This window comes from Arthrobacter rhamnosi (assembly GCF_054510855.1).
In genome coordinates this window covers 416,010-438,936 of record NZ_JBTNDT010000001.1, presented here as the reverse complement: position 1 = coordinate 438,936, position 22,927 = coordinate 416,010, and the positions used below count along the sequence as shown (strand labels likewise).

Here is a 22,927-nt window from a genome sequence, read left to right as displayed (position 1 = left end):
GTGGCCGCCGAAGCATCCCCGCTCGCCCCGGAGTGGCTGTCCGTTCCCGTCGACGCGGCCCGGCTGGACGCGAAGCTGTGGGCCGAGGACGTGGACCGCGGACCGGACGGCGTGCTGCAGGTCGACGGGATCCCCGTGACCGAGCTCGCCCGGCAGTACGGCACGCCCCTGTTCGTCGTGTCCGAGCGCGACTTCCGCACCCGTGCCGCCACGTTCCGCGACGCGTTCGACGACGCCTTCCGCGACCTGTGCGGGGGAGTGGACGTGTTCTACGCGGGCAAGTCGTTCCTCTGCACGGAGGTGGCGCACTGGGTCCGTGAGGAAGGGCTCGGGCTGGACACGTGCTCCGGCGGCGAGCTCGCCGTGGCCCTCCGTGCCGGCCTGCCTGGCTCACGGCTCGGACTCCACGGGAACAACAAGTCGGCAGCGGAGATCACGCGCGCCATCGACGCGGACCTCGGACGGATCGTCGTCGACAGCCTCCAGGAGGTCGGCCTCGTCGGGGACCTGGCCCTGCAGCGGGGCCGCCGGGCCAACGTCATGCTCCGCCTCACGCCGGGGGTCCACGCACACACGCACGAGTTCATCGCGACGGCCCACGAGGACCAGAAGTTCGGGCTCTCCCTGACCACCGAGCAGGGTCCGGGGCAGGCGGACGGGGACGACGGCGACGCCTCCTCGCCCGCCGCGCGCGCCGTCGCGGATGCCCTGGCCCACCCCGGCATCAACCTCCTCGGCGTGCACTGCCACATCGGGTCGCAGATCTTCGAGCCCGAGGGCTTCGAACTCGCGGCGAAGCGGCTGCTGGGATTCCTGGCCGGCGTCCGCGACCGCCACGGGGTCGAACTCGCGGAACTCGACCTCGGCGGCGGCTACGGCATCGCCTACACCGAGGCCGACGAGCCGCGCCCCGCCGCGGAGATCGCGCGCGCCATGGCCGCCGTCGTCGGTGCGACCTGCCATGAGCTGGGACTGCGCGTGCCCCGGATCTCGATCGAACCGGGCCGCGCCATCGTGGGCCCGACGACCTTCACCCTCTACACCGCGGGCACCACGAAGACGGTGCGCGTCGACGCGGCCGCGAACGGGTCCGAGGTGGTGGAGGACACCTCCGTTACGCATCCGCGACGCTATGTGTCGGTGGACGGGGGCATGAGCGACAACGCCCGTCCGGTGCTCTACGGCGCGGATTACTCGGCCGTTCTGGCCTCGAGGACGCCGGAGGCGAGCCCCGTGCTCTCCCGTGTGGTTGGAAAACACTGCGAGAGCGGTGACATTGTGGTGAGGGACGTCTACCTTCCGGAGGACACCGGAGCCGGCGACCTCCTCGCCGTTCCGGGCACTGGAGCCTACTGCTGGGTACTGTCGAGCAACTACAACTACCTGACGCGCCCGCCCGTCGTGGCGGTGGCCGACGGTGCTGCCCGGCTCATCGTGCGCGGTGAGACCGAGGAGGACCTGTTCCGCAGGGACGTCCAGCGCGAACCCGCATTGCCAGCCACGGATTCAGGAGCACCACGGACCGCATGAACTCACCAGCAACGCCCCCCGCACAGCCCCTGCGCGTAGCCCTGCTCGGCTGCGGCAACGTCGGCTCGCAGGTAGCCCGCATCCTCCTCGAGGACGCGGAGAACCTCGGCCGCCGTGTCGGCGCTCCGCTCGAACTCATCGGGATCGCGGTCCGCACGCTCGACGCCCGGCGCGACGTCGAGCTCCCCGCAGGCCTCCTCACACTCGACGCCGAGGCGCTCGTCGAGGACGCGGACATCGTGATCGAACTGATGGGCGGCATCGAGCCTGCCAAGTCCCTGATCCTCCGCGCGATCGAGCACGGAGCGACCGTCGTCAGCGGCAACAAGGCACTCCTGGCCCAGGACGGACCGGAACTCTACGAGAAGGCGGACGCCGCGGGGGTCCAGCTGTCCTACGAGGCCGCCGTCGCCGGCGCCGTCCCGATCCTGCGGCCCATCCAGGACAGCCTCTCCGGCGACCGCATCACGCGCGTCCTCGGGATCGTCAACGGCACCACGAACTACATCCTCGACCAGATGGACACCACGGGTGCCTCCTTCGCCGACGCCCTCAAGGCGGCCCAGGACCTCGGCTACGCGGAGGCGGACCCCACCGCCGACGTCGAGGGCCACGACGCGGCCGCGAAGGCGGCCATCCTCGCCTCGCTGTCCTTCCACACGCGCTTCGGCCTCGAGAACGTCTTCTGCGAGGGCATCACGGCCGTCACGGCCGACGACATCGCGGCCGCCGCCGAGGACGGCTACGTCATCAAGCTCCTGGCTATCGCCGAGCTGCTGACCGACGACGCCGGATCCGCGGGCGCCGGCGTGCGCGTCCACCCGACCCTGCTGCCGAGGTCCCACCCGCTGGCCGCGGTCCGCGGCGCCTTCAACGCCGTGTTCATCGAGGCGGAGAATGCCGGCGAGCTCATGTTCTACGGTCAGGGTGCAGGCGGCACCCCGACCGCGTCGGCCGTGCTCGGGGACGTCGTCAGCGCCGCGCGCCGCATGGTGCTGGGCGGCCCGGGACGCACGGAGACCACCACCGGTCACGTCCCGGCGCTGAGCATCGACACCGTGCGGACGAGCTACTGCATCGGCCTGGAGGTCGCGGACCAGCCCGGCGTCCTGGCGCGCATCGCGCAGATCTTCGCCGAGAACGGCGTGTCGATCGAGACCATGCGCCAGCGCATCCACCAGGGCGGCCCCGACGGCGGGACGACCGCCGAGCTGCGCATCGTCACGCACCGCGCACCCGAGGCGTCCCTCGCCGCGACCGTCAAGCAGGTCGCAGCGCTCGATGTCATCACCGCCGTCTCATCCGTTCTTCGAGTAGAGGGAATCTAAGTGGCCCACCAGTGGCGCGGAGTCATCCGCGAATACGCCGAACGCCTGCCAGTCACGGACGCCACCGAGGTCATCACCCTCGGCGAGGGCGGAACGCCGCTCGTGCACGCCCGGCACCTGTCCGAGCTGACGGGCTCCGCCGTCTACCTGAAGGTCGAGGGCATGAACCCCACGGGCTCCTTCAAGGACCGCGGGATGACCATGGCCATGACGGCCGCCGTCGCCGCCGGGGCGAAGGCCGTGGTCTGCGCGTCGACGGGCAACACCTCCGCCTCCGCCGCCGCGTACGCCACGCAGGCCGGCATCACCTGCGCCGTCCTCGTGCCGGACGGCAAGATCTCCATGGGCAAGCTCAGCCAGGCGATCGCCCACGGAGCCCAGCTCCTGCAGGTCAACGGCAACTTCGACAACTGCCTCGACGTGGCCCGGAAGCTCGCGGAGGCCTACCCCGTGTTCCTCGTGAACTCGGTGAACCCCGCACGGCTCGAAGGCCAGAAGACGGCGGCGTTCGAGGTCGTCGACACGCTCGGCGACGCGCCGGACTACCACCTCATGCCCGTCGGGAACGCCGGCAACATCAGCGCGTACTGGAAGGGCTACAAGGAGTACGCGGCGCCCTACGCCTCGATGCACTCCGGAGAGCTTCCCGCCGTCGCGACCCGCACGCCGATCATGTGGGGATTCCAGGCGGAGGGTGCATCGCCGCTCGTCAAGGGCCACCCGATCACCGAGCCGGACACCATCGCCACCGCCATCCGGATCGGCAACCCGGCGTCCTGGGACTTCGCGGTCGCGGCGCGGGACGAGTCCGGCGGCCTCATCGAGGCCGTGACGGACGACGAGATCCTCGCCGCGCACCGCTGGCTGTCCTCGCGGGAGGGCGTCTTCGTGGAGCCCGCGTCCGCCGCCGGTGTCGCCGGGCTGCTCAAGAAGCACGCGGAAGGACTTGTCCCGACGGGCAAGACGATCGTCATCACCGTCACGGGCCATGGCCTCAAGGACCCGCAGTGGGCGCTGCGCACGGCGGACGGTTCGGATGTGGAACCCACCAAGGTGGAGTTCGACGTCGTGAGCGTCGCTGCGGCGCTCGGGCTCGAAGACTGACATGGCCGGGCTGCACGCGGCACCCGCGTCGTCGAACGTGCTCGACCTCCCGACGGTCGACGCCGGCCAGGACATCGTGGTCCGGGTACCGGCCACGAGCGCGAACCTCGGGCCGGGCTTCGACACCCTGGGCCTCGCGCTGACCCTGCACGACACCGTGCGTGTCCGCACGACGACGTCGGGATCCACGACGGTGCGCGCCACCGGGGAGGGCGCCGAAGCTCTGCCAACCGACGAGACCCACCTCGTCGCGAGCTCGCTCATCAGCACCCTGCACCGCGCGGGGCGCCGTGCGCCCGGGCTCGAACTCGACACCACGAACGTCATCCCGCACGGCAGGGGGATGGGCTCCTCGGCGTCCGCGATCGTCGCCGGAGTCCTCGCCGGCAACGCCCTGCTCCCCGTCGGCGAACGGCTCGACGCCGAGCACCTCCTGCAGTGGGCAGCCACGATCGAGGGCCACCCGGACAACGTCGCGCCTGCCCTGATGGGAGCCCTGGCGATCTCGTGGGAGAGCGGCAGGGCCTACCACAGCACGCGTGTCGAGGTGCACCCCGACATCATCCCCGTGCTCGCAGTACCGGATCTGGCGCTGTCCACGGAGAGCGCCCGGGCGCTCCTGCCGCCGTCGGTCTCCCACCGGAGCGCCGCGGCGAATGCCGGGCGCGCAGCCCTGCTCGTGCACGCGCTCGGTGCCGATCCGTCACTGCTGTTCTTCGCCACGCAGGACTCGCTGCACCAGGACTACCGCGCGCCGGCCATGCTGCCGAGCGCCACCCTCCTGCGCGGACTGCGGGCCGCCGGTTTCGCCAGCACCATCTCCGGGGCAGGGCCGAGCGTCCTGACCCTCGCCGTGGGCGAGGCCGGGGCCCGTGCGGCGGAGGAAGCCGTGCGCGCGCTGGTCGGGCAGGGCGACACGCCGGGGATGTGGCGGGTCCTCCGGCTGGCAGTGGAGCGGGAAGGTGCTAAAGTGGGAGTGCACCAAGGGTAGTAACCGCCCAGGCGGAATTACCGCGTCTGTTGAAACGTGAAAGTCTCCAACAGGCATCGTGTGCTTCTGTTGAGCCGGCCGTCCTCTTCTTCAGACCGCCGCGACACTGCAGGTTCCATCAGCAGTAGCACAGCCTCCGGTGTAGCCTCCGACCTTATCTTTGTGCGTGCGGACTTCTCCTTTCGCCCATCGACATCCTCAGGCTTCCAGCACACCCCGGCCTGCCGGATCGTCTCCGGCTCGGCTGAACCCCGCCTGCTTTGACCTGCGGCACGGGGCAAACCACCGCGGACCACCGATCAGGTGGCCGCCCGACGAGGGGGAAGGATCCTTCGTGACTGACACCACTGACCTGTTACCAGGTGTGGCCACCCAAGACGCTGAAGCAACCGGCGCAACAACTTCCAAGAGCAGCGGCCTTGCGGGCCTGAAGCTCGCACAGCTCCAGGCCCTGGCCGGCCAGCTCGGGATCACCGGCGGATCGAGGATGCGCAAGAGCGACCTCGTGTCCGCGATCTCCGACCACCAGCGCGGTTCCGCCGTCGCCGACCGCCCCAAGGTCGCCGCGGTCCGCACCGAGCGCAGCGCCGACGCAGAGCGTCCCGCAGCCGGGGCCCCGGCCGAGGCCGCCGGTGACCGCGCCTCCGAGGAGCAGTCCGCTCCGGCCGAGCGCCAGCCGCGCACCCGGAACCGCAACCGCCGGGCCGGCAGTGACGGTGTCGTGACCGCACCTGCCCCCGACGCCGAGCCGGCAGAAGCCCCCGTGCGCGACGCCGCCCCTTCGCGCGATGCCGCTGCGACGTCCACCGACGGCGAGCAGCAGGACCGCGGCGACCGTGACAATGACCGCGAGAACGGTGGCCGCAACCAGCGCAACCGCCGCAGCCGCCGCGGCGAGGACCGTTCGGACGCGCAGCCCGGCCAGAACGGCCAGCAAAACGGCCAGCAGAACGAGTCCCAAAATGATGCCCAGAACGGGCAGCAGGGCGACGCCCAGGGCGAGGCCCCGGCCGACCAGGGCGAAAGCCGCGGCGACCGCAACGACCGCCGCAGCCGCTCACGCAACGGACGCGACGAGGACCGCTCGAGCGGCACCGCGAACGGCGAGAGCCAGAACGACGGTGGGCGCAACGGCAGCGAGCGCAGCGACAACCGCGGAAACGGCGCGAACGACGACGAGGGCCGCGGCCGCAACCGCCGCAATCGCGCGAACCGCAACGGCTCCGCCCCCACCGAGGACCGCAACAGCCGGTTCCGGGACCGCAACGAGCGCAACGACCGCCGCCGCGGCCGCAACCAGAACCCCGAGGTCGACGACGTCGAGGTCACCGAGGACGACGTCCTGCTGCCCGTGGCGGGCATCCTCGACGTCCTCGAGAACTACGCCTTCGTGCGCACCTCCGGCTACCTGCCGGGCCCCAACGACGTCTACGTGTCGCTCGCCCAGGTCAAGAAGCACAACCTGCGCAAGGGCGACGCCGTCGTCGGCGCCATCCGGGCACCCCGTGAGGGCGAGACCCAGGCCAGCGCACGCCAGAAGTTCAATGCGCTCGTCCGCGTCACCTCGGTGAACGGCAAGCCTGCCGAGGACCTGAAGGACCGCGTCGAGTTCGCGAAGCTCGTGCCCCTCTACCCCTCGGACCGCCTGCGCCTCGAGACGGACCCCAAGAAGATCGGTCCCCGCGTGATCGACCTCGTGGCCCCGATCGGCAAGGGCCAGCGCGGCCTGATCGTCTCGCCGCCGAAGGCCGGCAAGACGCTCATCCTCCAGTCGATCGCTAACGCCATCACGATCAACAATCCTGAGGTCCACCTCATGATGGTCCTGGTGGACGAGCGTCCCGAGGAAGTCACCGACATGCAGCGGACCGTCAAGGGTGAGGTCATCGCCTCGACCTTCGACCGTCCGGCCGACGACCACACCACGGTCGCGGAACTCTCCATCGAGCGTGCCAAGCGCCTCGTGGAGATGGGCATGGACGTCGTCGTGCTGCTCGATTCGATGACGCGCCTCGGCCGTGCGTACAACCTCGCCGCTCCGGCGTCGGGCCGCATCCTCTCCGGTGGTGTCGACTCGGCTGCCCTCTACCCGCCGAAGCGCTTCTTCGGTGCTGCGCGCAACATCGAGAACGGTGGCTCGCTCACCATCCTCGCCACCGCGCTGGTGGAGACCGGGTCCAAGATGGACGAGGTCATCTTCGAGGAGTTCAAGGGCACCGGCAACATGGAGCTCCGCCTCTCGCGCAACCTCGCCGACAAGCGCATCTTCCCCGCCGTCGACGTCAATGCCTCGGGCACGCGCCGCGAGGAGAACCTGCTCTCGCCTGACGAGGTCAAGATCATGTGGAAGCTGCGCCGCGTGCTGTCGGGTCTGGAGACCCAGCAGGCGCTCGAGCTGCTCACCAACAAGATCCGGGAGACGCAGTCCAATGTCGAGTTCCTGATGCAGGTCCAGAAGACCACCCTGGGCTCCAAGGACTCCGACTAGTTCCTCCCGGAACCGCCCGGAACGCGGCCCCGAAGCACGGACCTCCCGCAGGCGCAGAGCCTGCGGGAGGGCCGGGCCCGGTGGCCGCGTTCCAGGGCGGTTTTCTGGTTAAGACCCGGCCGGGGCATCCGGCGGCGAGATGAAACAGCCGGGATGACACGGATGACCGGCTTCCGCGAGGAAATCCGGTCATGTCTGCCATCCCGTCCTTCGTAGACTGGCTGTAACAGCCGAAAGAGGTACACCCGATGTTTGAGTCCATCCAGGGACTGCTCGACGAACACTCCGAGCTGCAGGACCAGCTCGCCGACCCCGCGGTGCACGCCGACCAGGCGCTGGCCCGGAAGCTCGGCCGCAGGTACGCGGAGCTCGGCCGCATCGTCGATGCCCACAACCGCTGGAGCACGCTGAATGACGACCTCGAGGCGGCCCGCGAGATGGCGTCCGAGGACCCCGAGTTCGCCGCCGAGGTGCCCGTGCTCGAGGAGCAGCTCGCCACCGCACAGGAGCGCCTGCGCCGCCTCCTGATCCCGAGGGATCCCAACGACGGCCGCAACGTCATCATCGAGGTCAAGGGCGGCGAGGGTGGCGACGAGGCCGCGCTGTTCGCCGGCGACCTGCTCCGCATGTACGCGCGCTACGCCGAGTCGCGTGGCTGGAAGACCGAGCTCATCTCGGCCAACGAGTCCGACCTGGGCGGCTACAAGGACGTCCAGATGGCCATCAAGGGGTCCTCGAACGACCCCGCCGAGGGCGTCTACGCGCGGCTCAAGTTCGAGGGCGGCGTGCACCGCGTGCAGCGCGTGCCCGTCACCGAGTCGCAGGGCCGTATCCACACCTCGGCCGCCGGCGTCCTCGTCCTGCCCGAGGTCGACGAGCCGGAGGAGGTCGAGATCAGCCAGAACGACCTGAAGATCGACGTCTACCGGTCCTCCGGCCCCGGCGGGCAGTCGGTGAACACGACCGACTCCGCCGTGCGCATCACCCACCTTCCCACCGGGATCGTCGTCGCGATGCAGAACGAGAAGTCGCAGCTGCAGAACCGTGAAGCCGCCATGCGCGTCCTCCGGTCCCGCATCCTGGCGCACGAGCAGGAGAAGATCGACGCCGCGAACTCCGACATCCGGAAGTCGCAGATCCGCACCATGGACCGCTCGGAGCGCATCCGTACCTACAACTACCCCGAGAACCGGATCGCGGACCACCGGACCGGCTACAAGGCCTACAACCTCGACGCGGTCATGAACGGCGAACTCGAGCCCGTGGTGCAGTCCGCGATCGAGATGGACGAGCAGGCCCGCCTGGACGCCATCGGCTCGGAAGAGTAGGCGTGGAGGAGGCCCTGCGGGCGGCCGAGCGGCAGCTCCGGGAGGCGGGTGTTCCCAGTCCCCGTGTCGATGCGGAACTCCTGGCCGCCCACCTGCTGGGTGTCTCCCGCGGTAGGCTCCGTGCCCTTGCCCTGACCGGTGCCGAGGTACCCGACGGTTTCGAGGCGCTCGTCGACGAGCGCGCCCGGCGCGTTCCGCTGCAGCACCTCACCGGTACGGCGCATTTCCGGCGCATCGACCTGGCGGTCGGCCCCGGGGTCTTCGTCCCGCGGCCCGAGACCGAGACGGTCGCGCAGCTCGTGATCGACCGTGCGGCGGGCCTCGATGCCCCGAAGATCGTGGACCTGGGCACCGGGTCGGGCGCGATCGCCGCGGCCGTCGCCGACGAGGTGCCCGGCGCCGACGTGTACGCCGTGGAACTCAGCGACCTCGCACTGGCCTGGGCTGCACCCAACCTGGAGCGGTTCGGGGTGCACCTGACCCGCGGCGACCTCGCGACGGCCCTCCCCGAGCACGACGGCTCGTTCGACATCGTCGTCTCCAACCCGCCGTACATCCCCGCGGACGCCGTCCCCAACGAGCCCGAGGTGGCCGAGCACGATCCGCAGATGGCACTCTACGGCGGGGGAGCGGACGGGATGGAGCTGCCTCGGGCCGCTGCTTCCTCCGCAGCGCGCCTCCTCCGCCCGGGCGGCTACTTCGTGATGGAGCATGCGGAGGTGCAGGCGCCCTGGGTGGCCGCCTTCCTCCGGCAGTCGGGTCTCTGGAGCACGATCCGTACGCATCAGGACCTCAGCGGCCGGGACCGCGCGACGAGCGCCGTGCTCGGCAGCGCGTCGCTGGACACGACCGGGAAGGAAAGCCGATGACGGGAGCCGCCATGGACGACGGAGGGATGGACGCCGGAGGAGCGGCCGGTGCAGGCACGGGCGCCGACATGTCTGTTGATACTGTCGCGGTCGCGGCCGTCACCTACGACCGGCACGGGGAACTCGCCCAGCTCCTGCGTTCCCTGGCGGCGCAGAGCGCACCGATCGCGACCGTGGCCCTGGTCGACTCAGGCACGGAGCCCGCGACCGCCGTCGTCGACGCCGCGGTGGGGAACATCCACTACCTCCGTTCGGAAGCCAACCTCGGCGGTGCCGGTGGCTTCGCCTTCGCCATCCTCGCAGCGATCGCGAGCGGCGCCCGTTGGATCTGGCTTATGGACGACGACGGCCACCCGGAGGACGAGCGCTGCCTCGCCGAACTGCTCCGCGCGGCGCACGAGCACGACCTCGACATCGTGAGTCCCCTCGTCGCCGCGACCTCGGATCCCACGCGCCTGTCCTTCAATTTCCGGATCAACGGCCTCCTCACGAACGACCGGGCGAAGCTGGAGCCGATGGGCTACCTGCCCGGCATGGTGCATTTCTTCAACGGTGCGCTGGTCCGGGCCGACGTGTTCGCGAAGATCGGACTGCCCGACATGAAGTTCTTCATCCGCGGCGACGAGGTGGACTTCCTGGCACGCGTGCGGAAGGCGGGCCTGAGGTACGGGACGCTGGCGACGGTGGCCGTCCGCCACCCGGCGACCTGGTCGGAGATGAAGCCGATCTTCGGTGGCTTCATCACGCCGGTCATCCCCGAGGGCGACTTCAAGCGGTTCTCCTATTTCCGCAACCGGGCGTACCTGGCCCGCAAGTACCGCAACCTCCGGTGGTTCGGCGCGGACGTCATCGGCTTCCCCTACTGGTTCCTCACACAGCGTGACCTCAAGGGACTGCGCGCCTGGTTCGCCGCCTATTCCGCGGGCCTCCGGGGCACGGGCTTCGGTCCGCCGCCGTCGTCCTGACCGGGCACGCAGCGCCCTCCGCCGATGTGCGGAGCGCCGTGCACGGGTGGAAAGATGGGCTCGTGACCACCAGCTACGACTGCTTCGATCCCGTCCAGCGCAGCGAGGGGCTGACGGCCGCCCAGCGGGCGGTGTCGCTCAAGCAGTGCATCGTCCTGCCCACCGACACCGTCTACGGGATCGGTGCCGACGCCTTCTCGCCGCAGGCCGTCGCCACCCTCCTCGCCTCCAAGGGCCGCGGCCGGAACATGCCCCCGCCCGTCCTCATCCCCAGGATCCAGACGCTGGACGGACTCGCGACGGACGTCCACCCGGACGCGCGCAGGCTCGCCGAGGCGTTCTGGCCCGGGGGGCTGACACTGATCTGCCATGCACAGCCATCCCTCACCTGGGACCTCGGCGACACGATGGGGACCGTGGCCCTCCGCATGCCGGACGACGACGTCGCGCTCGAGCTGCTCACGATCACCGGTCCGCTGGCCGTGTCGTCCGCGAACCGGACCGGACAGCCCGCTGCGACCACGGCGGCCGACGCGGCCGCGCAGCTCGCCGAATCCGTCGCCGTCTATCTCGACGCCGGACCGCGGACGGCCGCCGAGGGTGCGGGATCGACGATCGTCGACGCGACGGGGGAGGTCCTGCGCGTCGTCCGTCAGGGAACCCTCCCGCTGGAGCGCCTGCGGGAGGTGGTCCCGGACGTCATCGGTATCGACGGGCAGGGTGGGAATGCAGGGACCGACGCCGGCCAGGCGCCGCCCGCCCCCTGACGCAGGAACCGGCGCCGGCCAGGAACCGCGCCAGCCAGGTGCCCGCTGACGCGGCTCAGGTGCGGGAGGCGTCCTGTGGTCCCGGATCCTCCTGGGACCCCCGGGGACCCTGTCCGTTCCGATCGTGCTGTGCCCCGGCAAGGACGTCGCGCGCCCGCGCCGCCGGGACGATGCCCTGAGCCGCAGCCCATCCCGGTACCTGGTCCTGCCCGAACCACATCAGCTCGACGCGGCGGACAGAACCGTCCAGGCGTCCGCGCAGCACGGTCGACAGCGCGTATCCGCTCCCGACCGCGAACCGGCAGAGCGCTGCCGGCAGCACCCGCGGTCGGCCCCCGGCGGCTTCGAGGACGCTACGGACGGTGAGCCCCTCCCAGGGCTGGAGCACCCTCGGCGGTACGGGTCCCTCGTGCAGCCCGACGGCGAGGACCAGGTCGGCGAGGGCCTCGACGGACGTGACGGGGGACGGGGCGCTGCCGGGAGCCGCCACCGAGGCGAGGGGGGAGCGGGCGAGCCGCGCCAGCGCCGCCGTCGTCGGCCTGCCCTGTCCCTGCACGGACGTGGCGCGGATGGTGACCACCGACAGGCCGGGGTGGCCGGCCGCCACCAGGGCGAGTGCCTGCTCGCCGAGGGCCTTGCTGCGTGAATAGGCGGAGAAGGGGCGGACCGTGTCCGTCTCGTCGAGCTCCGGTGTCCTGCCCTGCACGGCAGCACTGCTGAGGTGGAGGAAGCGCGGGACTCCCGCGGCCGCCGCGGCACGGGCGACGACGGCGGGCAGCAGGGCGTTCGCGCCCAGGAGGTCCGCTCCGCCGCCCGCGGAGGGAGTGGCGAGACCGGCTGCGTTGACCACGACCGCATGGCCCTGCAGGATTGCCTCCAGCTCCGCGGTGTCGATGCGTGCCGCCGCCTCTCCGACGGCATCCGCGGTGTCCGCCGTCGTGGTGAGGCGCGGCGCTGCAGCGGCGGTGGCATCGATCCCCGAGGAGCGGAGCGCGCGGAGCACCGCGGACCCGACGAAACCGGAGCCGCCGAGGACCAGCCAGCTCATGACGCGGTTCCCAGGGAGCCGGACGGGCCGGGCAGGGGAAGCGGTGGCTCGGGCGTCCAGTCCGGGTCGTGCAGGATGACCCGCGAGGCGCGCCAGCCGCGCCAGAGGGAGGACGCACCGGAGAGGGAGCGCTCGACGGCGACCAGCCGCACGAGCTCCTTCGCCGCGGTCAGGACGGTCCCGGCGCCGAATCCGGCGCGGTGATAGCGGCCATGGAGCTGGAGGTAACGCGCGAGGTAGCCGCGATTGCGCATGCCGCAGAACCGCGAGAGGTCGCTCGAATCGTTCAGGTGCCGCACCCCGAGGTCCACCTGGCGCTGCGCGCGGGTCTTCCGCAGGACGAAGGCGTCGACATACGCCACCGGGTACCGCTGCGCGATGAGCCAGCCGTAGGTGAGGTCGTCGCCGTTGAGGAAGAACCGCGCATCGGGCAGCCCGATCTCACGCACCACGGGGGCGGCCACCAGCATGCCCTCGAAGCAGCCCACGTTCGTGTGGAAGACCGGTGACTGCGCGAAGACGTTCCCGCGGACGGGCAGGTGGACGCCGAGGAACTCGTTGAGGGTGTGCTGCCAGAAGAACGGCCGTCCCTCGGCGTCGTACCGGCGGCCGTGGATGCAGGAATAGCGGTGCATCCAGGGGCCGAAGGACGCGAGGGCGTCGGGGAGGACGACGACGTCGTCGTCCATCAGCCACAGCCAGTCGGCCCCCTCGTCGAGGGCGCGTGCCACGCCGGCGGCGAAGCCGCCCGCGCCTCCGAGGTTCTGCGCCGGGCGGTGCACGAGGACCGGCAGGCCGGCCTCCGCGAGGATCTCCGCGGTGCTGTCGGTGCTTGCGTTGTCGACGACGACGACGCCGGACGGTGCCGGGTCGAGGGCTGCGATGGAGTCGAGGAGTTCCGCGAGATGTGCGGCCCGGTTGAAGGTGGTGATCACGATGAACACGCGCGGAGTGCCGGCGTCGGGGACGTGCAACGTGTTCCTTCCGGGCCGCGCCAGGGCTGTGCGCAACAGGCCTGGCACAGGCGGTGCAGTTAGTATTCTCGGGTAATAGCAGTCTATTACACCGTGTTCCACCCCCGGCCGGACCGGCCCTGCCGGTGCCGGGCCCCCGGCGGCCGCACCTCGGGGGAACGCGGTGGCGGCCTGCATGACACCGTTAGGAATCATGGGACTCAACGAAGGCCGGGCTTCCGCCCGGACACCAGGCTCTGCCGGAACTCCCGCCGGGGACAAGCCGGCGATCTGGCTGTGGTCGCAGTACCTGCTCGATGCGGCGGCCTGGATCGTCGCCATCGTCCTCGCACTGATCCTCCGCTACGAGCTGCTGGTGAAGGAAGTCAACGTCGCCGGTATCGCGACCTTCTGCGCGGTGGCCGTCGTCGCCCAGCTGGTGGTGGGCCTCAGCTTCGCGCTGTACCGGGGGAGATACAGCTTCGGCAGCTTCCACGAGGCGAGACTGCTGGTGATCGTCGCCGTCCTCGTCGCGGTGATCCTGGTGCTGGTCAGCGTCGCGTTCTTCACCGTGATCGAGGTCCCGCGAAGCATCGGCATCATCGCCTTCCCCTTCGCGTGCATGTTCCTCGCGGCGACGCGCTACCTCAAGCGCATGTACGTGGAGGGCAAGGCCAAGCCGGGGGAGGACGCGCAGCGCACGCTGATCTACGGTGCCGGTTTCCTCGGCAACTCCCTCGTGGTCCGCATGATGCAGGATCCCGAGTCCCCCTACTTCCCCGTCGGCCTGATCGACGACGACCCGGCCAAGAAGCACCTCCGGCTGTCCACCGTGCCCGTCCTCGGCAGGATCGACGACCTGCGGGAGATCGCCACGCGGACGCAGGCCTCGATCCTCGTCATCGCCTTCGCCGAGGTCGAGGCGTCCCAGGTGCGCCGGGTCTCGGACCTCGTGGAGGGACTCGGCATCAAGGTGCTCGTCCTGCCGCCCCTGCGCGACATGCTCGGCGCGGCGGGTGCCGGCATCGCAGACTTCCGGGAGGTCGCCGTGGAGGACCTCATCGGCCGGCGCCCCGTCGACATCCACCCCGACGAGGTGGCCGGCTACATCACCGGCAAGCGCGTGCTGGTGACCGGCGCCGGCGGCTCGATCGGTTCCGAGCTGTGCCGCCAGCTGTCCGGCTTCGCGCCGGCCGAGCTCATCATGCTGGACCGCGACGAGACCGGGCTCCAGTCGACGCAGATCTCCCTCACGGGCCGCGGCCTGCTGACCGGCCGCGACACCGTGCTGGCCGACATCCGTGACGCGGACGCCCTCCTGAACATCTTCGAGGACCGCAGGCCGCAGGTCGTCTTCCACGCCGCAGCGCTCAAGCACGTATCACTGCTCGAGCAGTACCCGGAGGAGGCCTGGAAGACGAACGTCCAGGGCTCCCTCAACGTCCTCCGGGCATCCGCAGCCGTCGGTGTCACCAACTTCGTCAACATCTCGACGGACAAGGCGGCCGACCCCACGAGCGTCCTGGGGCATTCCAAGCGCGTCGCGGAGAAGCTCACGTCCTGGCACGCGGAGCGGACGGGCCAGAAGTACGTGTCCGTCCGCTTCGGGAACGTCATCGGGAGCCGGGGCTCGATGCTTCCCCTCTTCACCGAGCAGATCCGCACGGGCGGCCCGATCACGGTCACCGATCCGGAGGTCACCCGGTTCTTCATGACCATCCCGGAGGCCTGCCAGCTCGTGGTCCAGGCCGGGGCGATCGGCAGGGGAGGGGAGGTGCTCATCCTCGACATGGGCGAGCCCGTCCGGATCCTCGACGTCGCCCAGCGCATGATCGCCATGTCCGGAAAGGACATCGACATCGTCTTCACGGGTCTGCGGCCCGGCGAGAAGATGCACGAGGACCTGATCGGCGTCGGGGAGAACGATTCCCGGCCGCTGCACCCCAAGATCTCGCACACCTCGGTGGCGCCGCTCGATCCGCAGCAACTCAGCCTCGCCGAGTGGAAGGACGAGGGCGGGTTCGGGGACGGCCGCCGCAGCATCGCTCCGTCCGACGGCTCCTCAGGGGCTCCCCCCGAGGGTCCGCCCGGGCCGGGGGGCGTCCGGCACGACGGACAGGGCTCATCGGCGGCGCACCCGTCGACCTCGCATCCGTCGACCTCGCACCCGACGCCCTCGCGGGCGGGCGGAGGATACTCGTGACGGCGCTCCTGGCGGTCGTCGCCGCCGTCGCGCTGGGGCTGTCGCTCGCGCTGCCCACCGTCGTCAAGCCCCTGCTGAAGCGTCTGGGCGTCATCGACATCCCCAACCACCGCTCCTCGCACAGCACCGTCGTGATCCGCGGGATGGGGGTGGCGGTAGCGGTGGCGATCCTCGTCGCGCTGGTGCTCTCGCTCGCGACCGGCCTCGTCGCCGTCGACCGGTCGCTGATCCTGGTCATCATCTGCATGGTGGGCGCATCGGCTGCGCTCGGGTGGATGGAGGACTTCCGCGGTCTGCCGATCCGGGTCCGCGCCTCCGCGCAGCTCCTCATCGGCGCCATCGGCACCGCGGCGCTCGCCACCACCATCGACGAGAGCAGCTACTGGTGGGTGCCCATCGGCGCGATCGCCGTCGCCACCTACATCAACGCTGCCAACTTCATGGACGGCATCAACGGCATCTCGGGCATGCACGGCCTCGTCGTCGGGCTCTTCTACTCCTACGCCGGCGTGCTGAGCGACCAGCTGTGGCTGACGGTCGCGGGGCTCGTGGTGGCCGCGGCGTTCGCCGGGTTCCTGCCCTGGAACCTCGGCCGGGGATTCGTCTTCCTCGGGGACGTCGGCAGCTACCTCCTGGGGGCGTCCGTCGCCGCGATCGCCGTGACCGGCCTGCTGGCGGGGGTCTACCTCGAATACCTGCTCTCGCCCGTGCTGATCTACCTCGCGGACACGTTCACCACGTTCGTCCGCCGGGCCCGCCGCGGTGAGCGCCTCTACACGGCCCACCGGCAGCACGTGTACCAGCGGCTCACCGACACCGGCCTCAGCCACGTCCAGGTGTCCCTCTTCGTCAGCATCCTGTCCGCGCTGACCGGAGCGGCCGGCTTCGTGCTCGCCACCGCACCGGCGCCACTGGCGGTCTCCGCCTCGCTGTTCGCCGCTGCCGTCGTCGCCCTCTACCTCTACTCCCCGCGGATCTTCCGCGCGCTCGCCCGTCGGCGCACGGCTGCCACGCCCTGACCGCTCCGGGCGTGCCGTTCGCCGTGCGGTAGAATTTCAGGCGCCGGTGCGGCGTGTTCTCCACGCGCATCCGCACCACCTCCCGACGCCGTCGACGGAGGACCAGCAGGGCGCCGGACGGCGCAGCCGACAGAGCGGACCAGCACGTGCCACGACCGGAGCACCCGGCGAACGGAGCCCAGCCCCTCGTGGCCGCAGCGGAGGCCACCGCGTCCCCCTGGCTGCGCATCCTCGCGCGGAGCGCCGCTGCGGGCGGGGCGATCGCCCTGGTGCTCGCGGTCGCCGCGACCCTCGCGACCTCCGCTGCCGCCGGCGCGAGTGTGCTGTTCGGTGCGGCGCTCGTGGTCACCTTCTTCGGCATCAGCCTGCTGATCGGACACTTCACCGGCAGGACCAATCCGTCCGGTGCGCTCGGGCTGTTCGCCGTCACCTACGCGATCAAGGTCGTCGGGTTCGCCGCCGTCCTGTTCCTCCTCGGGACGCCGGGCTGGCTCGACCGCACCTGGTTCTTCACCGGGGCGCTCGCGACCGTCGTCGCCTGGCAGGTGGCGGAGGTCGTCGCGTTCTCCCGCCTGAGGACACCCCTGTACGACGACGCGGCGCCGGACGGCCCGGCGGGCGCGGCGCCGTCCGCCGATCCGCTGGAAGGACGCTGACGTGGCGGGCATCACGCCCGGTCCGGAGGAGGGTCCCGGAACGCCGCCCCAGGACGTGGACGCGCGCTATTCCAACGGCGGGTACAACGCCGGCATCGCCGTCTTCAGCTACATGATTGGCGGGATCGCGGTGTGGAGTTTGATAGGCTGGGGGCTAGATAATCTCCTCGACACGCGCTGGTTGGTGCTGGCGGGAGCGTTCTTAGGTGCAGCAGGGGGTTTCTACCTCTCCCACATGCACAACCTCACCCGGAACCACACCCCGAAGCCGCAGGGCGGGCGGACCGTGCCCGGGACCGAGGCTGAACGCGAGTGAATCCCCATAACTTAACGAGTCGGACCAGTTCCACTGCGACCGAACAGATCTTGCCCAACGATGGACACTGCAGAGAGGAAACGCGTTGATCGCGCTTGCGCTCCCGGCCGCAACTACCGAAGAGGGATTCGTAGCCCCGACGATCGAGGACACCCACTACCGGGATCTCCTCCCTTGGGGTGACCACTACGGCGTCTGGTTCGACCCCGGCTTCGGCAAGCAGATGCTCATGGTCATCCTCTCGGTGATCCTCATCGCGACCTTCTTCCTCGTCGCGTCCCGCCGCCAGCAGCTGGTGCCGGGAAAGGTGCAGTTCCTCGGTGAGTCGGCCTACGGCTTCGTCCGCAACTCCATCGGCAAGGACATCATCGGCGGCCGGGACTTCCTGAAGTACGTCCCCTGGCTCTTCACCGCCTTCTTCTTCGTGCTGGTGAACAACATCTTCGGCGCCATCCCGTTCCTCCAGCTGCCGAGCTTCTCGCACCCGGGAAGCGCCTACGCCATCGCGGCGATCTTCTACATCCTCTGGGTGGGCATCGGCCTCAAGAAGCACGGCCTGCGCTACTTCAAGCTGGCCGTCGTCCCCTCGGGTGTGCCGTGGTACATCCTCCCGATCGTCGTGCCGATCGAGATCATCTCGAACTTCATCGTCCGCCCGGTCACCCACTCGCTGCGACTCTTCGCCACGATGCTCGCCGGTCACCTCATCGTGACCCTGGCCGGCTCGGCGATCGAGTACATGGTCTCCACCGGCAACATCCTGCTGCAGGGCACGAGCGTCCTGGTCCTCGTCGGGGCCGTCGCGATGTACATGCTCGAGGCGCTGATCATGATCCTCCAGGCCTACGTCTTCACGCTGCTCGCCGCGATCTACATCGAAGGCGCACTGCACGCCGACGCCCACTGATTCACACAAGTCTTCCCCGTCGGGGATGATCCCAAACAACCTGTCGCAGCAAGCGGCATCTTGAAAGGAACACAATGGAAGTACAGGGTAGCCTCAACCTCGTTGGATACGGTCTCTCCGCAATCGGCGGTGGTATCGGTGTCGGTCTCGTGTTCGCGGCCTACATCAATGGCGTAGCTCGCCAGCCTGAGGCACAGCGTGTCCTCCAGCCCATCGCCTTCCTCGGCCTGGCACTGACCGAAGCCCTCGCGATCCTGGGTCTCGTCTTCGCCTTCGTCATCGGCGCCTGACACCCCGTCCGGATCGATCGAAGACACGTTGAAGAAAGACGGGTGAAAAATGCTTAAGGCAGCAATTATGGCGGCAGAAGAGGGATCGAGCCCGCTCGCACCGAACTGGTGGGAATTCCTTGTGACGCTTGCTGGCTTCGCCGTGCTGATGTTCATCGTCATCAAGTTCGTCATGCCGGCGTTCGAGAAGACCTTCGCAGCGCGTACGGAAGCGATCGAAGGCGGTATCGCAAAGGCCGAGGCCGCACAGGCCCAGGCCAACGCGGCGCTCGACGAGTACAAGCAGCAGCTCGTGGAGGCCCGCACCGAGGCCAACCGGATCCGTGAGGAAGCACGCGCCGAAGGCGCGCAGATCCTCGCGGAGCTCAAGGAGAAGGCAGCGGCCGAGTCGGCACGCATCTCGGAGCAGGCGCACGTGCAGATCGAAGCCGAGCGCCAGGCCGCCGTGGTCTCGCTCCGCTCCGAGGTCGGTACGCTCGCCACGGATCTCGCAAGCCGCATCGTCGGGGAGTCCCTCGCGGACGACGCCCGGTCGGCACGCGTGATCGACCGCTTCCTCGCCGACCTCGAGACGTCGTCGCAAAGCGCAGGTGCAGCGAAGTAATGGCAGGAGTATCGAGCGTCTCCCTGGCAACGGTCCGTGAAGGACTGGAGTCCCGACTGCCGGGTGCAACCCTCGCATTGGCCGAGGACCTGTTCGGCGTGCTGGCGATTCTCGACAGCAACGCCGGGCTGCGCCGCGCGCTGACCGATCCGTCCCGCACCGGCAAGGACAAGGCCGTGCTGGTCGACCAGCTCATCGCCGGTCGTGTCTCGCCCGAGGCAGCCGACGTGGTCAAGGACCTCGTCGGCCAGCGCTGGGCCAACGCACGCGACATCGGGGACGCCCTGGAGACCCTCGCGGCGACCGTGGTGATCTCGGTCGCCGAGCAGGGCAGCGGGGTGGAAGGCCTGGATCGGCTAGAGAACGAGCTGTACTCCTTCATGCAGGTAGTCGCCTCGAACCATGCGCTGCAACGCGCCCTGTCCGAAGCGCAGGCGACGCCCGAGTCGAAGGTCGCACTCGGCCTGAAGCTCGTTCCGCAGGCAGGACCTGCGGGCAGGCTCCTCATCGCACAGGCCGTGCGGGCACCGCGCGGGCTGAAGCCCGCGGCCCTCGTGGAGCGGTTCCTCGAGCTCGTCGCCGCACGCCAGCAGCGCTGGATTGCCAACGTCAGCGTTACCCGTCCGCTGACGGCAAGCCAGTTCGAGCGGCTGGAAGCCGGGCTGAACGCGATGTACGGCCGCGAGCTCAAGGTCAACGTGAACGTCGATCCCTCACTCATCGGGGGAGTCCGTGTCAGCGTCGGAGACGAAATGGTCGACTCCACCGTGGTCACGCGCTTGTCCGAACTCCGCCGCAGGCTGGCGGGATAGGCGCGCGCGCCTTGTCACACCCACTGAATCACACCCCGGTCGCCACGCATCTGGTGATCACAACACAGGAGAGCAGGGACTGAGATGGCCGAATTGACCATCAACGCCGAAGACGTCCGTAGTGCGTTGAACGACTTTGCGGCGTCCTACGAGCCCGGAAACGCGGAGCGCGTCGAAGTCGGACGCGTCACCACCGCCAGTGACGGCATCGCCCGTGTCGAGGGTCTTCCCTCCGTCATGGCCAACGAGCTGCTGCGGTTCGAGGACGGCACGCTCGGACTCGCCCAGAACCTCGACACCCGTGAAATCGGTGTCGTCGTCCTCGGTGACTACAACGGAATCGAAGAAGGCCAGGAAGTACACCGCACGGGCGAGATCCTCTCCGTTCCCGTCGGCGACGCCTTCCTCGGCCGCGTGGTCGACCCCCTCGGCCAGCCCATCGACGACCTCGGCCCGATCGTCGCCGAAGGACGCCGCGCGCTCGAGACCCAGGCGCCTGGCGTCACGCAGCGCAAGTCGGTGCACGAGCCCATGCAGACCGGGCTCAAGGCCATCGACGCGATGATCCCGATCGGCCGCGGCCAGCGTCAGCTGATCATCGGCGACCGCCAGACCGGCAAGACCGCCATCGCCGTGGACACGATCATCAACCAGAAGGCCAACTGGGCTTCCGGTGACGTGAACAAGCAGGTCCGCTGCATCTACGTCGCGATCGGCCAGAAGGCATCGACCATCGCAGCCGTCCGCCAGACCCTCGAGGACAAGGGTGCGCTGGAGTACACGACCATCGTCGCGTCTCCCGCCTCCGACCCCGCGGGCTTCAAGTACCTGGCTCCCTACGCCGGTTCGGCGATCGGCCAGCACTGGATGTACGGCGGCAAGCACGTCCTCATCGTGTTCGACGACCTGTCCAAGCAGGCAGAGGCCTACCGTGCGGTGTCCCTGCTGCTCCGGCGCCCGCCGGGACGCGAAGCCTACCCGGGTGACGTGTTCTACCTGCACTCCCGCCTCCTCGAGCGTTGCGCCAAGCTCTCGGACGAGCTCGGCGCGGGCTCGATGACGGGACTCCCGCTCGTCGAGACGAAGGCGAATGACGTGTCGGCCTACATCCCGACCAACGTCATCTCCATCACCGACGGCCAGATCTTCCTGCAGTCGGACCTGTTCAACGCCAACCAGCGCCCCGCCGTGGACGTCGGCGTGTCGGTGTCCCGAGTGGGCGGTGCCGCACAGGTGAAGTCGATGAAGAAGGTCTCGGGCACGTTGAAGCTCGACCTCGCCCAGTACCGCGACATGCAGGCCTTCGCGATGTTCGCCTCCGACCTGGATGCGGCGTCACGCCAGCAGCTGACCCGTGGTGCCCGCCTGATGGAACTGCTCAAGCAGGGCCAGTACTCCCCGATGCCGGTGGAGCAGCAGGTCGTCTCCATCTGGGCCGGAACGAACGGGCACCTCGACGACGTACCGGTCGAGGACATCAACCGCTTCGAGACGGAGTTCCTGGAGCACCTCGGCCACACCTCGCCGATCCTCACCACGCTCGCCCAGACGGGCAAGCTCGAGGATTCGACCATCGAGGAGCTGAAGACGCAGATCACGAACTTCAAGCAGGGCTTCTTCGGTACCGGCGCGAACGGGATCCACCCCGGCCACGAGGAGCACGAAGCGATCGACGCCGATTCGGTCGAGCAGGAAAAGATCGTCAGGCACAAGCGCTAGAGGATCTGCTGCCGGGAGGGGCCCGACCCCTCCCGGCGTGCAGGACCCTGGCCTGATCGCTTCCCCTACCGGGAGCGAAGGAAAGGACAAGAATGGGAGCCCAGATCCGGGTCTACCGCCAGAAGATCGCCTCGACCACGTCGACGCGGAAGATCTTCAAGGCGATGGAACTGATCGCGACTTCTCGCATCGGCAAGGCGCGTACGCGCGTCGCCGCTGCGCTGCCGTACGCGAACGCGATCACACGTGCCGTCTCGGCCGTGTCGTCGCAGACGGAGATCGACCACCCGCTGACCACCGAGCACGGTCAGGTGCGGCGAGCAGCCGTGCTGGTGATGGCCTCCGATCGCGGCCTCGCCGGTTCGTACTCGGCCAGTGCCCTGAAGCAGGCGGAGGGGCTTTTCGAAACGCTCCGCTCCGAGGGCAAGGAGATCCAGGCATACCTGGTCGGACGCAAGGCCCAGTCGTACTTCGACTTCCGCGGTCGCGCGTACGAGCGGATCTGGACCGGAGGCACCGATGCTCCCGAGTTCAGTGTCGCCCGGGAGGTCGGTGAGGCGCTCCTGTCCGCCTTCCTGAAGGACTACGAGGACGGTGGCGTGGACGAGATCCACGTCGTCTACACGAAGTTCCGGTCCATGGTCGTGCAGGAGCCGTCCGTCATGCGGCTGCTCCCGCTCGAGGTCGTGGACGAGGACGAGTCGCAGGACGGCGAGATCCTCCCGCTCTACGAGTACGAGCCGGAGCCCGAGCAGGTCCTGGACGCGCTCCTCCCGAGGTACATCGAAGCGCGCATCTTCGCCGCCATGCTGCAGGCAGCGGCGAGCGAACTCGCCGCGCGCCAGCGGGCCATGAAGTCGGCAGGCGACAACGCGACCGAGCTCATCAAGAAGTACACGCGTCTGCGCAACACCGCCCGCCAGGCGGAGATCACCCAGGAGCTCTCGGAGATCGTGGCCGGCGCGGACGCGCTGAACGCCTCCTGACACCCCATCCGGGTCCTCGCGGGCGCCGGGTGCACAGCTAGACT

General features: G+C 69.5%; 21 protein-coding genes. 19 read left to right on the top strand and 2 right to left on the bottom strand.

The window, feature by feature from the left end:
* The 9 genes from lysA to ACX80I_RS02120 all read left to right on the top strand — a co-directional run bounded on the left by lysA (nucleotide 1) and on the right by ACX80I_RS02120 (nucleotide 11,370).
* A complete protein-coding gene (gene lysA / locus ACX80I_RS02160; RefSeq protein WP_459343524.1) occupies nucleotides 1–1,530 on the top strand; it encodes a diaminopimelate decarboxylase in 1,530 nt (509 codons plus the stop codon).
* Nucleotides 1,527–2,858 (top strand): homoserine dehydrogenase, encoded by a 1,332-nt coding sequence (locus tag ACX80I_RS02155; RefSeq protein WP_459343523.1) that lies wholly within the window; start codon nucleotides 1,527–1,529, stop codon nucleotides 2,856–2,858. Before lysA ends, ACX80I_RS02155 begins: the two co-directional genes overlap by 4 nt.
* Nucleotides 2,859–3,962 (top strand): threonine synthase, encoded by a 1,104-nt coding sequence (gene thrC, locus ACX80I_RS02150; RefSeq protein WP_459343522.1) that lies wholly within the window; start codon nucleotides 2,859–2,861, stop codon nucleotides 3,960–3,962.
* 1 nt (nucleotide 3,963) lies between these two features.
* Nucleotides 3,964–4,953, top strand: a complete 990-nt coding sequence (gene thrB / locus ACX80I_RS02145; RefSeq protein WP_459343521.1) for a homoserine kinase — start codon at nucleotides 3,964–3,966, stop codon at nucleotides 4,951–4,953.
* 334 nt (nucleotides 4,954–5,287) lie between these two features.
* Nucleotides 5,288–7,441 carry a transcription termination factor Rho gene (gene rho, locus ACX80I_RS02140; RefSeq protein ID WP_459343520.1) on the top strand — a complete coding sequence of 718 codons (2,154 nt, stop codon included), beginning with the start codon at nucleotides 5,288–5,290 and terminating at the stop codon, nucleotides 7,439–7,441.
* A 248-nt stretch (nucleotides 7,442–7,689) separates the two neighbouring features.
* A complete protein-coding gene (prfA, locus tag ACX80I_RS02135; RefSeq protein WP_459343519.1) occupies nucleotides 7,690–8,769 on the top strand; it encodes a peptide chain release factor 1 in 1,080 nt (359 codons plus the stop codon).
* 2 nt (nucleotides 8,770–8,771) lie between these two features.
* Nucleotides 8,772–9,638, top strand: a complete 867-nt coding sequence (gene prmC / locus ACX80I_RS02130) for a peptide chain release factor N(5)-glutamine methyltransferase (protein ID WP_459343518.1) — start codon at nucleotides 8,772–8,774, stop codon at nucleotides 9,636–9,638.
* On the top strand, nucleotides 9,635–10,603 hold the full coding sequence (locus ACX80I_RS02125; protein WP_459343517.1) for a glycosyltransferase: 969 nt from the start codon (nucleotides 9,635–9,637) through the stop codon (nucleotides 10,601–10,603). Before prmC ends, ACX80I_RS02125 begins: the two co-directional genes overlap by 4 nt.
* Nucleotides 10,604–10,665: 62 nt before the next feature.
* A complete protein-coding gene (locus ACX80I_RS02120; protein WP_459343516.1) occupies nucleotides 10,666–11,370 on the top strand; it encodes an L-threonylcarbamoyladenylate synthase in 705 nt (234 codons plus the stop codon).
* A 55-nt stretch (nucleotides 11,371–11,425) separates the two neighbouring features.
* On the opposite strand, the gene ACX80I_RS02115 is transcribed toward ACX80I_RS02120, so the two are convergent.
* Both ACX80I_RS02115 and ACX80I_RS02110 read right to left on the bottom strand, forming a co-directional pair.
* Nucleotides 11,426–12,418, bottom strand: a complete 993-nt coding sequence (locus ACX80I_RS02115) for an NAD-dependent epimerase/dehydratase family protein (protein ID WP_459343515.1) — start codon at nucleotides 12,416–12,418, stop codon at nucleotides 11,426–11,428.
* Entirely contained in the window at nucleotides 12,415–13,392 is a 978-nt protein-coding gene (locus ACX80I_RS02110; protein WP_459343514.1) for a glycosyltransferase, read from the bottom strand. The genes ACX80I_RS02115 and ACX80I_RS02110 overlap by 4 nt, the downstream gene beginning before the upstream one ends.
* Nucleotides 13,393–13,585: 193 nt before the next feature.
* Between ACX80I_RS02110 and ACX80I_RS02105 the strand changes: the two genes are divergently transcribed.
* The 10 genes from ACX80I_RS02105 to ACX80I_RS02060 all read left to right on the top strand — a co-directional run bounded on the left by ACX80I_RS02105 (nucleotide 13,586) and on the right by ACX80I_RS02060 (nucleotide 22,883).
* Nucleotides 13,586–15,574, top strand: coding sequence for a polysaccharide biosynthesis protein (locus tag ACX80I_RS02105; protein ID WP_459343513.1), 1,989 nt, complete (start codon nucleotides 13,586–13,588; stop codon nucleotides 15,572–15,574).
* Entirely contained in the window at nucleotides 15,571–16,593 is a 1,023-nt protein-coding gene (locus tag ACX80I_RS02100; protein ID WP_459343512.1) for an MraY family glycosyltransferase, read from the top strand. Before ACX80I_RS02105 ends, ACX80I_RS02100 begins: the two co-directional genes overlap by 4 nt.
* 53 nt (nucleotides 16,594–16,646) lie before the next feature.
* The gene (locus ACX80I_RS02095) at nucleotides 16,647–17,249 is read left to right on the top strand and encodes a Cg1360 family ATP-synthase-associated protein (RefSeq protein WP_459343511.1); all 603 of its coding nucleotides are present in this window, start codon (nucleotides 16,647–16,649) and stop codon (nucleotides 17,247–17,249) included.
* A gap of 10 nt (nucleotides 17,250–17,259) precedes the next feature.
* Entirely contained in the window at nucleotides 17,260–17,565 is a 306-nt protein-coding gene (locus tag ACX80I_RS02090; protein WP_459343901.1) for a hypothetical protein, read from the top strand.
* Between the two features lie 85 nt (nucleotides 17,566–17,650).
* Nucleotides 17,651–18,472, top strand: a complete 822-nt coding sequence (gene atpB / locus ACX80I_RS02085; protein ID WP_459343510.1) for a F0F1 ATP synthase subunit A — start codon at nucleotides 17,651–17,653, stop codon at nucleotides 18,470–18,472.
* 74 nt (nucleotides 18,473–18,546) lie between these two features.
* The gene (locus ACX80I_RS02080) at nucleotides 18,547–18,762 is read left to right on the top strand and encodes an ATP synthase F0 subunit c (protein ID WP_019481292.1); all 216 of its coding nucleotides are present in this window, start codon (nucleotides 18,547–18,549) and stop codon (nucleotides 18,760–18,762) included.
* A gap of 49 nt (nucleotides 18,763–18,811) precedes the next feature.
* Nucleotides 18,812–19,366, top strand: coding sequence for a F0F1 ATP synthase subunit B (locus tag ACX80I_RS02075; RefSeq protein ID WP_459343509.1), 555 nt, complete (start codon nucleotides 18,812–18,814; stop codon nucleotides 19,364–19,366).
* Entirely contained in the window at nucleotides 19,366–20,178 is an 813-nt protein-coding gene (locus ACX80I_RS02070; protein ID WP_459343508.1) for a F0F1 ATP synthase subunit delta, read from the top strand. Before ACX80I_RS02075 ends, ACX80I_RS02070 begins: the two co-directional genes overlap by 1 nt.
* Nucleotides 20,179–20,262: 84 nt before the next feature.
* Nucleotides 20,263–21,897: a F0F1 ATP synthase subunit alpha gene (gene atpA / locus ACX80I_RS02065; protein ID WP_459343507.1), complete on the top strand. Its 1,635-nt coding sequence runs from the start codon at nucleotides 20,263–20,265 to the stop codon at nucleotides 21,895–21,897.
* 92 nt (nucleotides 21,898–21,989) lie between these two features.
* Nucleotides 21,990–22,883: a F0F1 ATP synthase subunit gamma gene (locus ACX80I_RS02060; RefSeq protein WP_459343506.1), complete on the top strand. Its 894-nt coding sequence runs from the start codon at nucleotides 21,990–21,992 to the stop codon at nucleotides 22,881–22,883.
* Nucleotides 22,884–22,927: the final 44 nt, after the last annotated feature.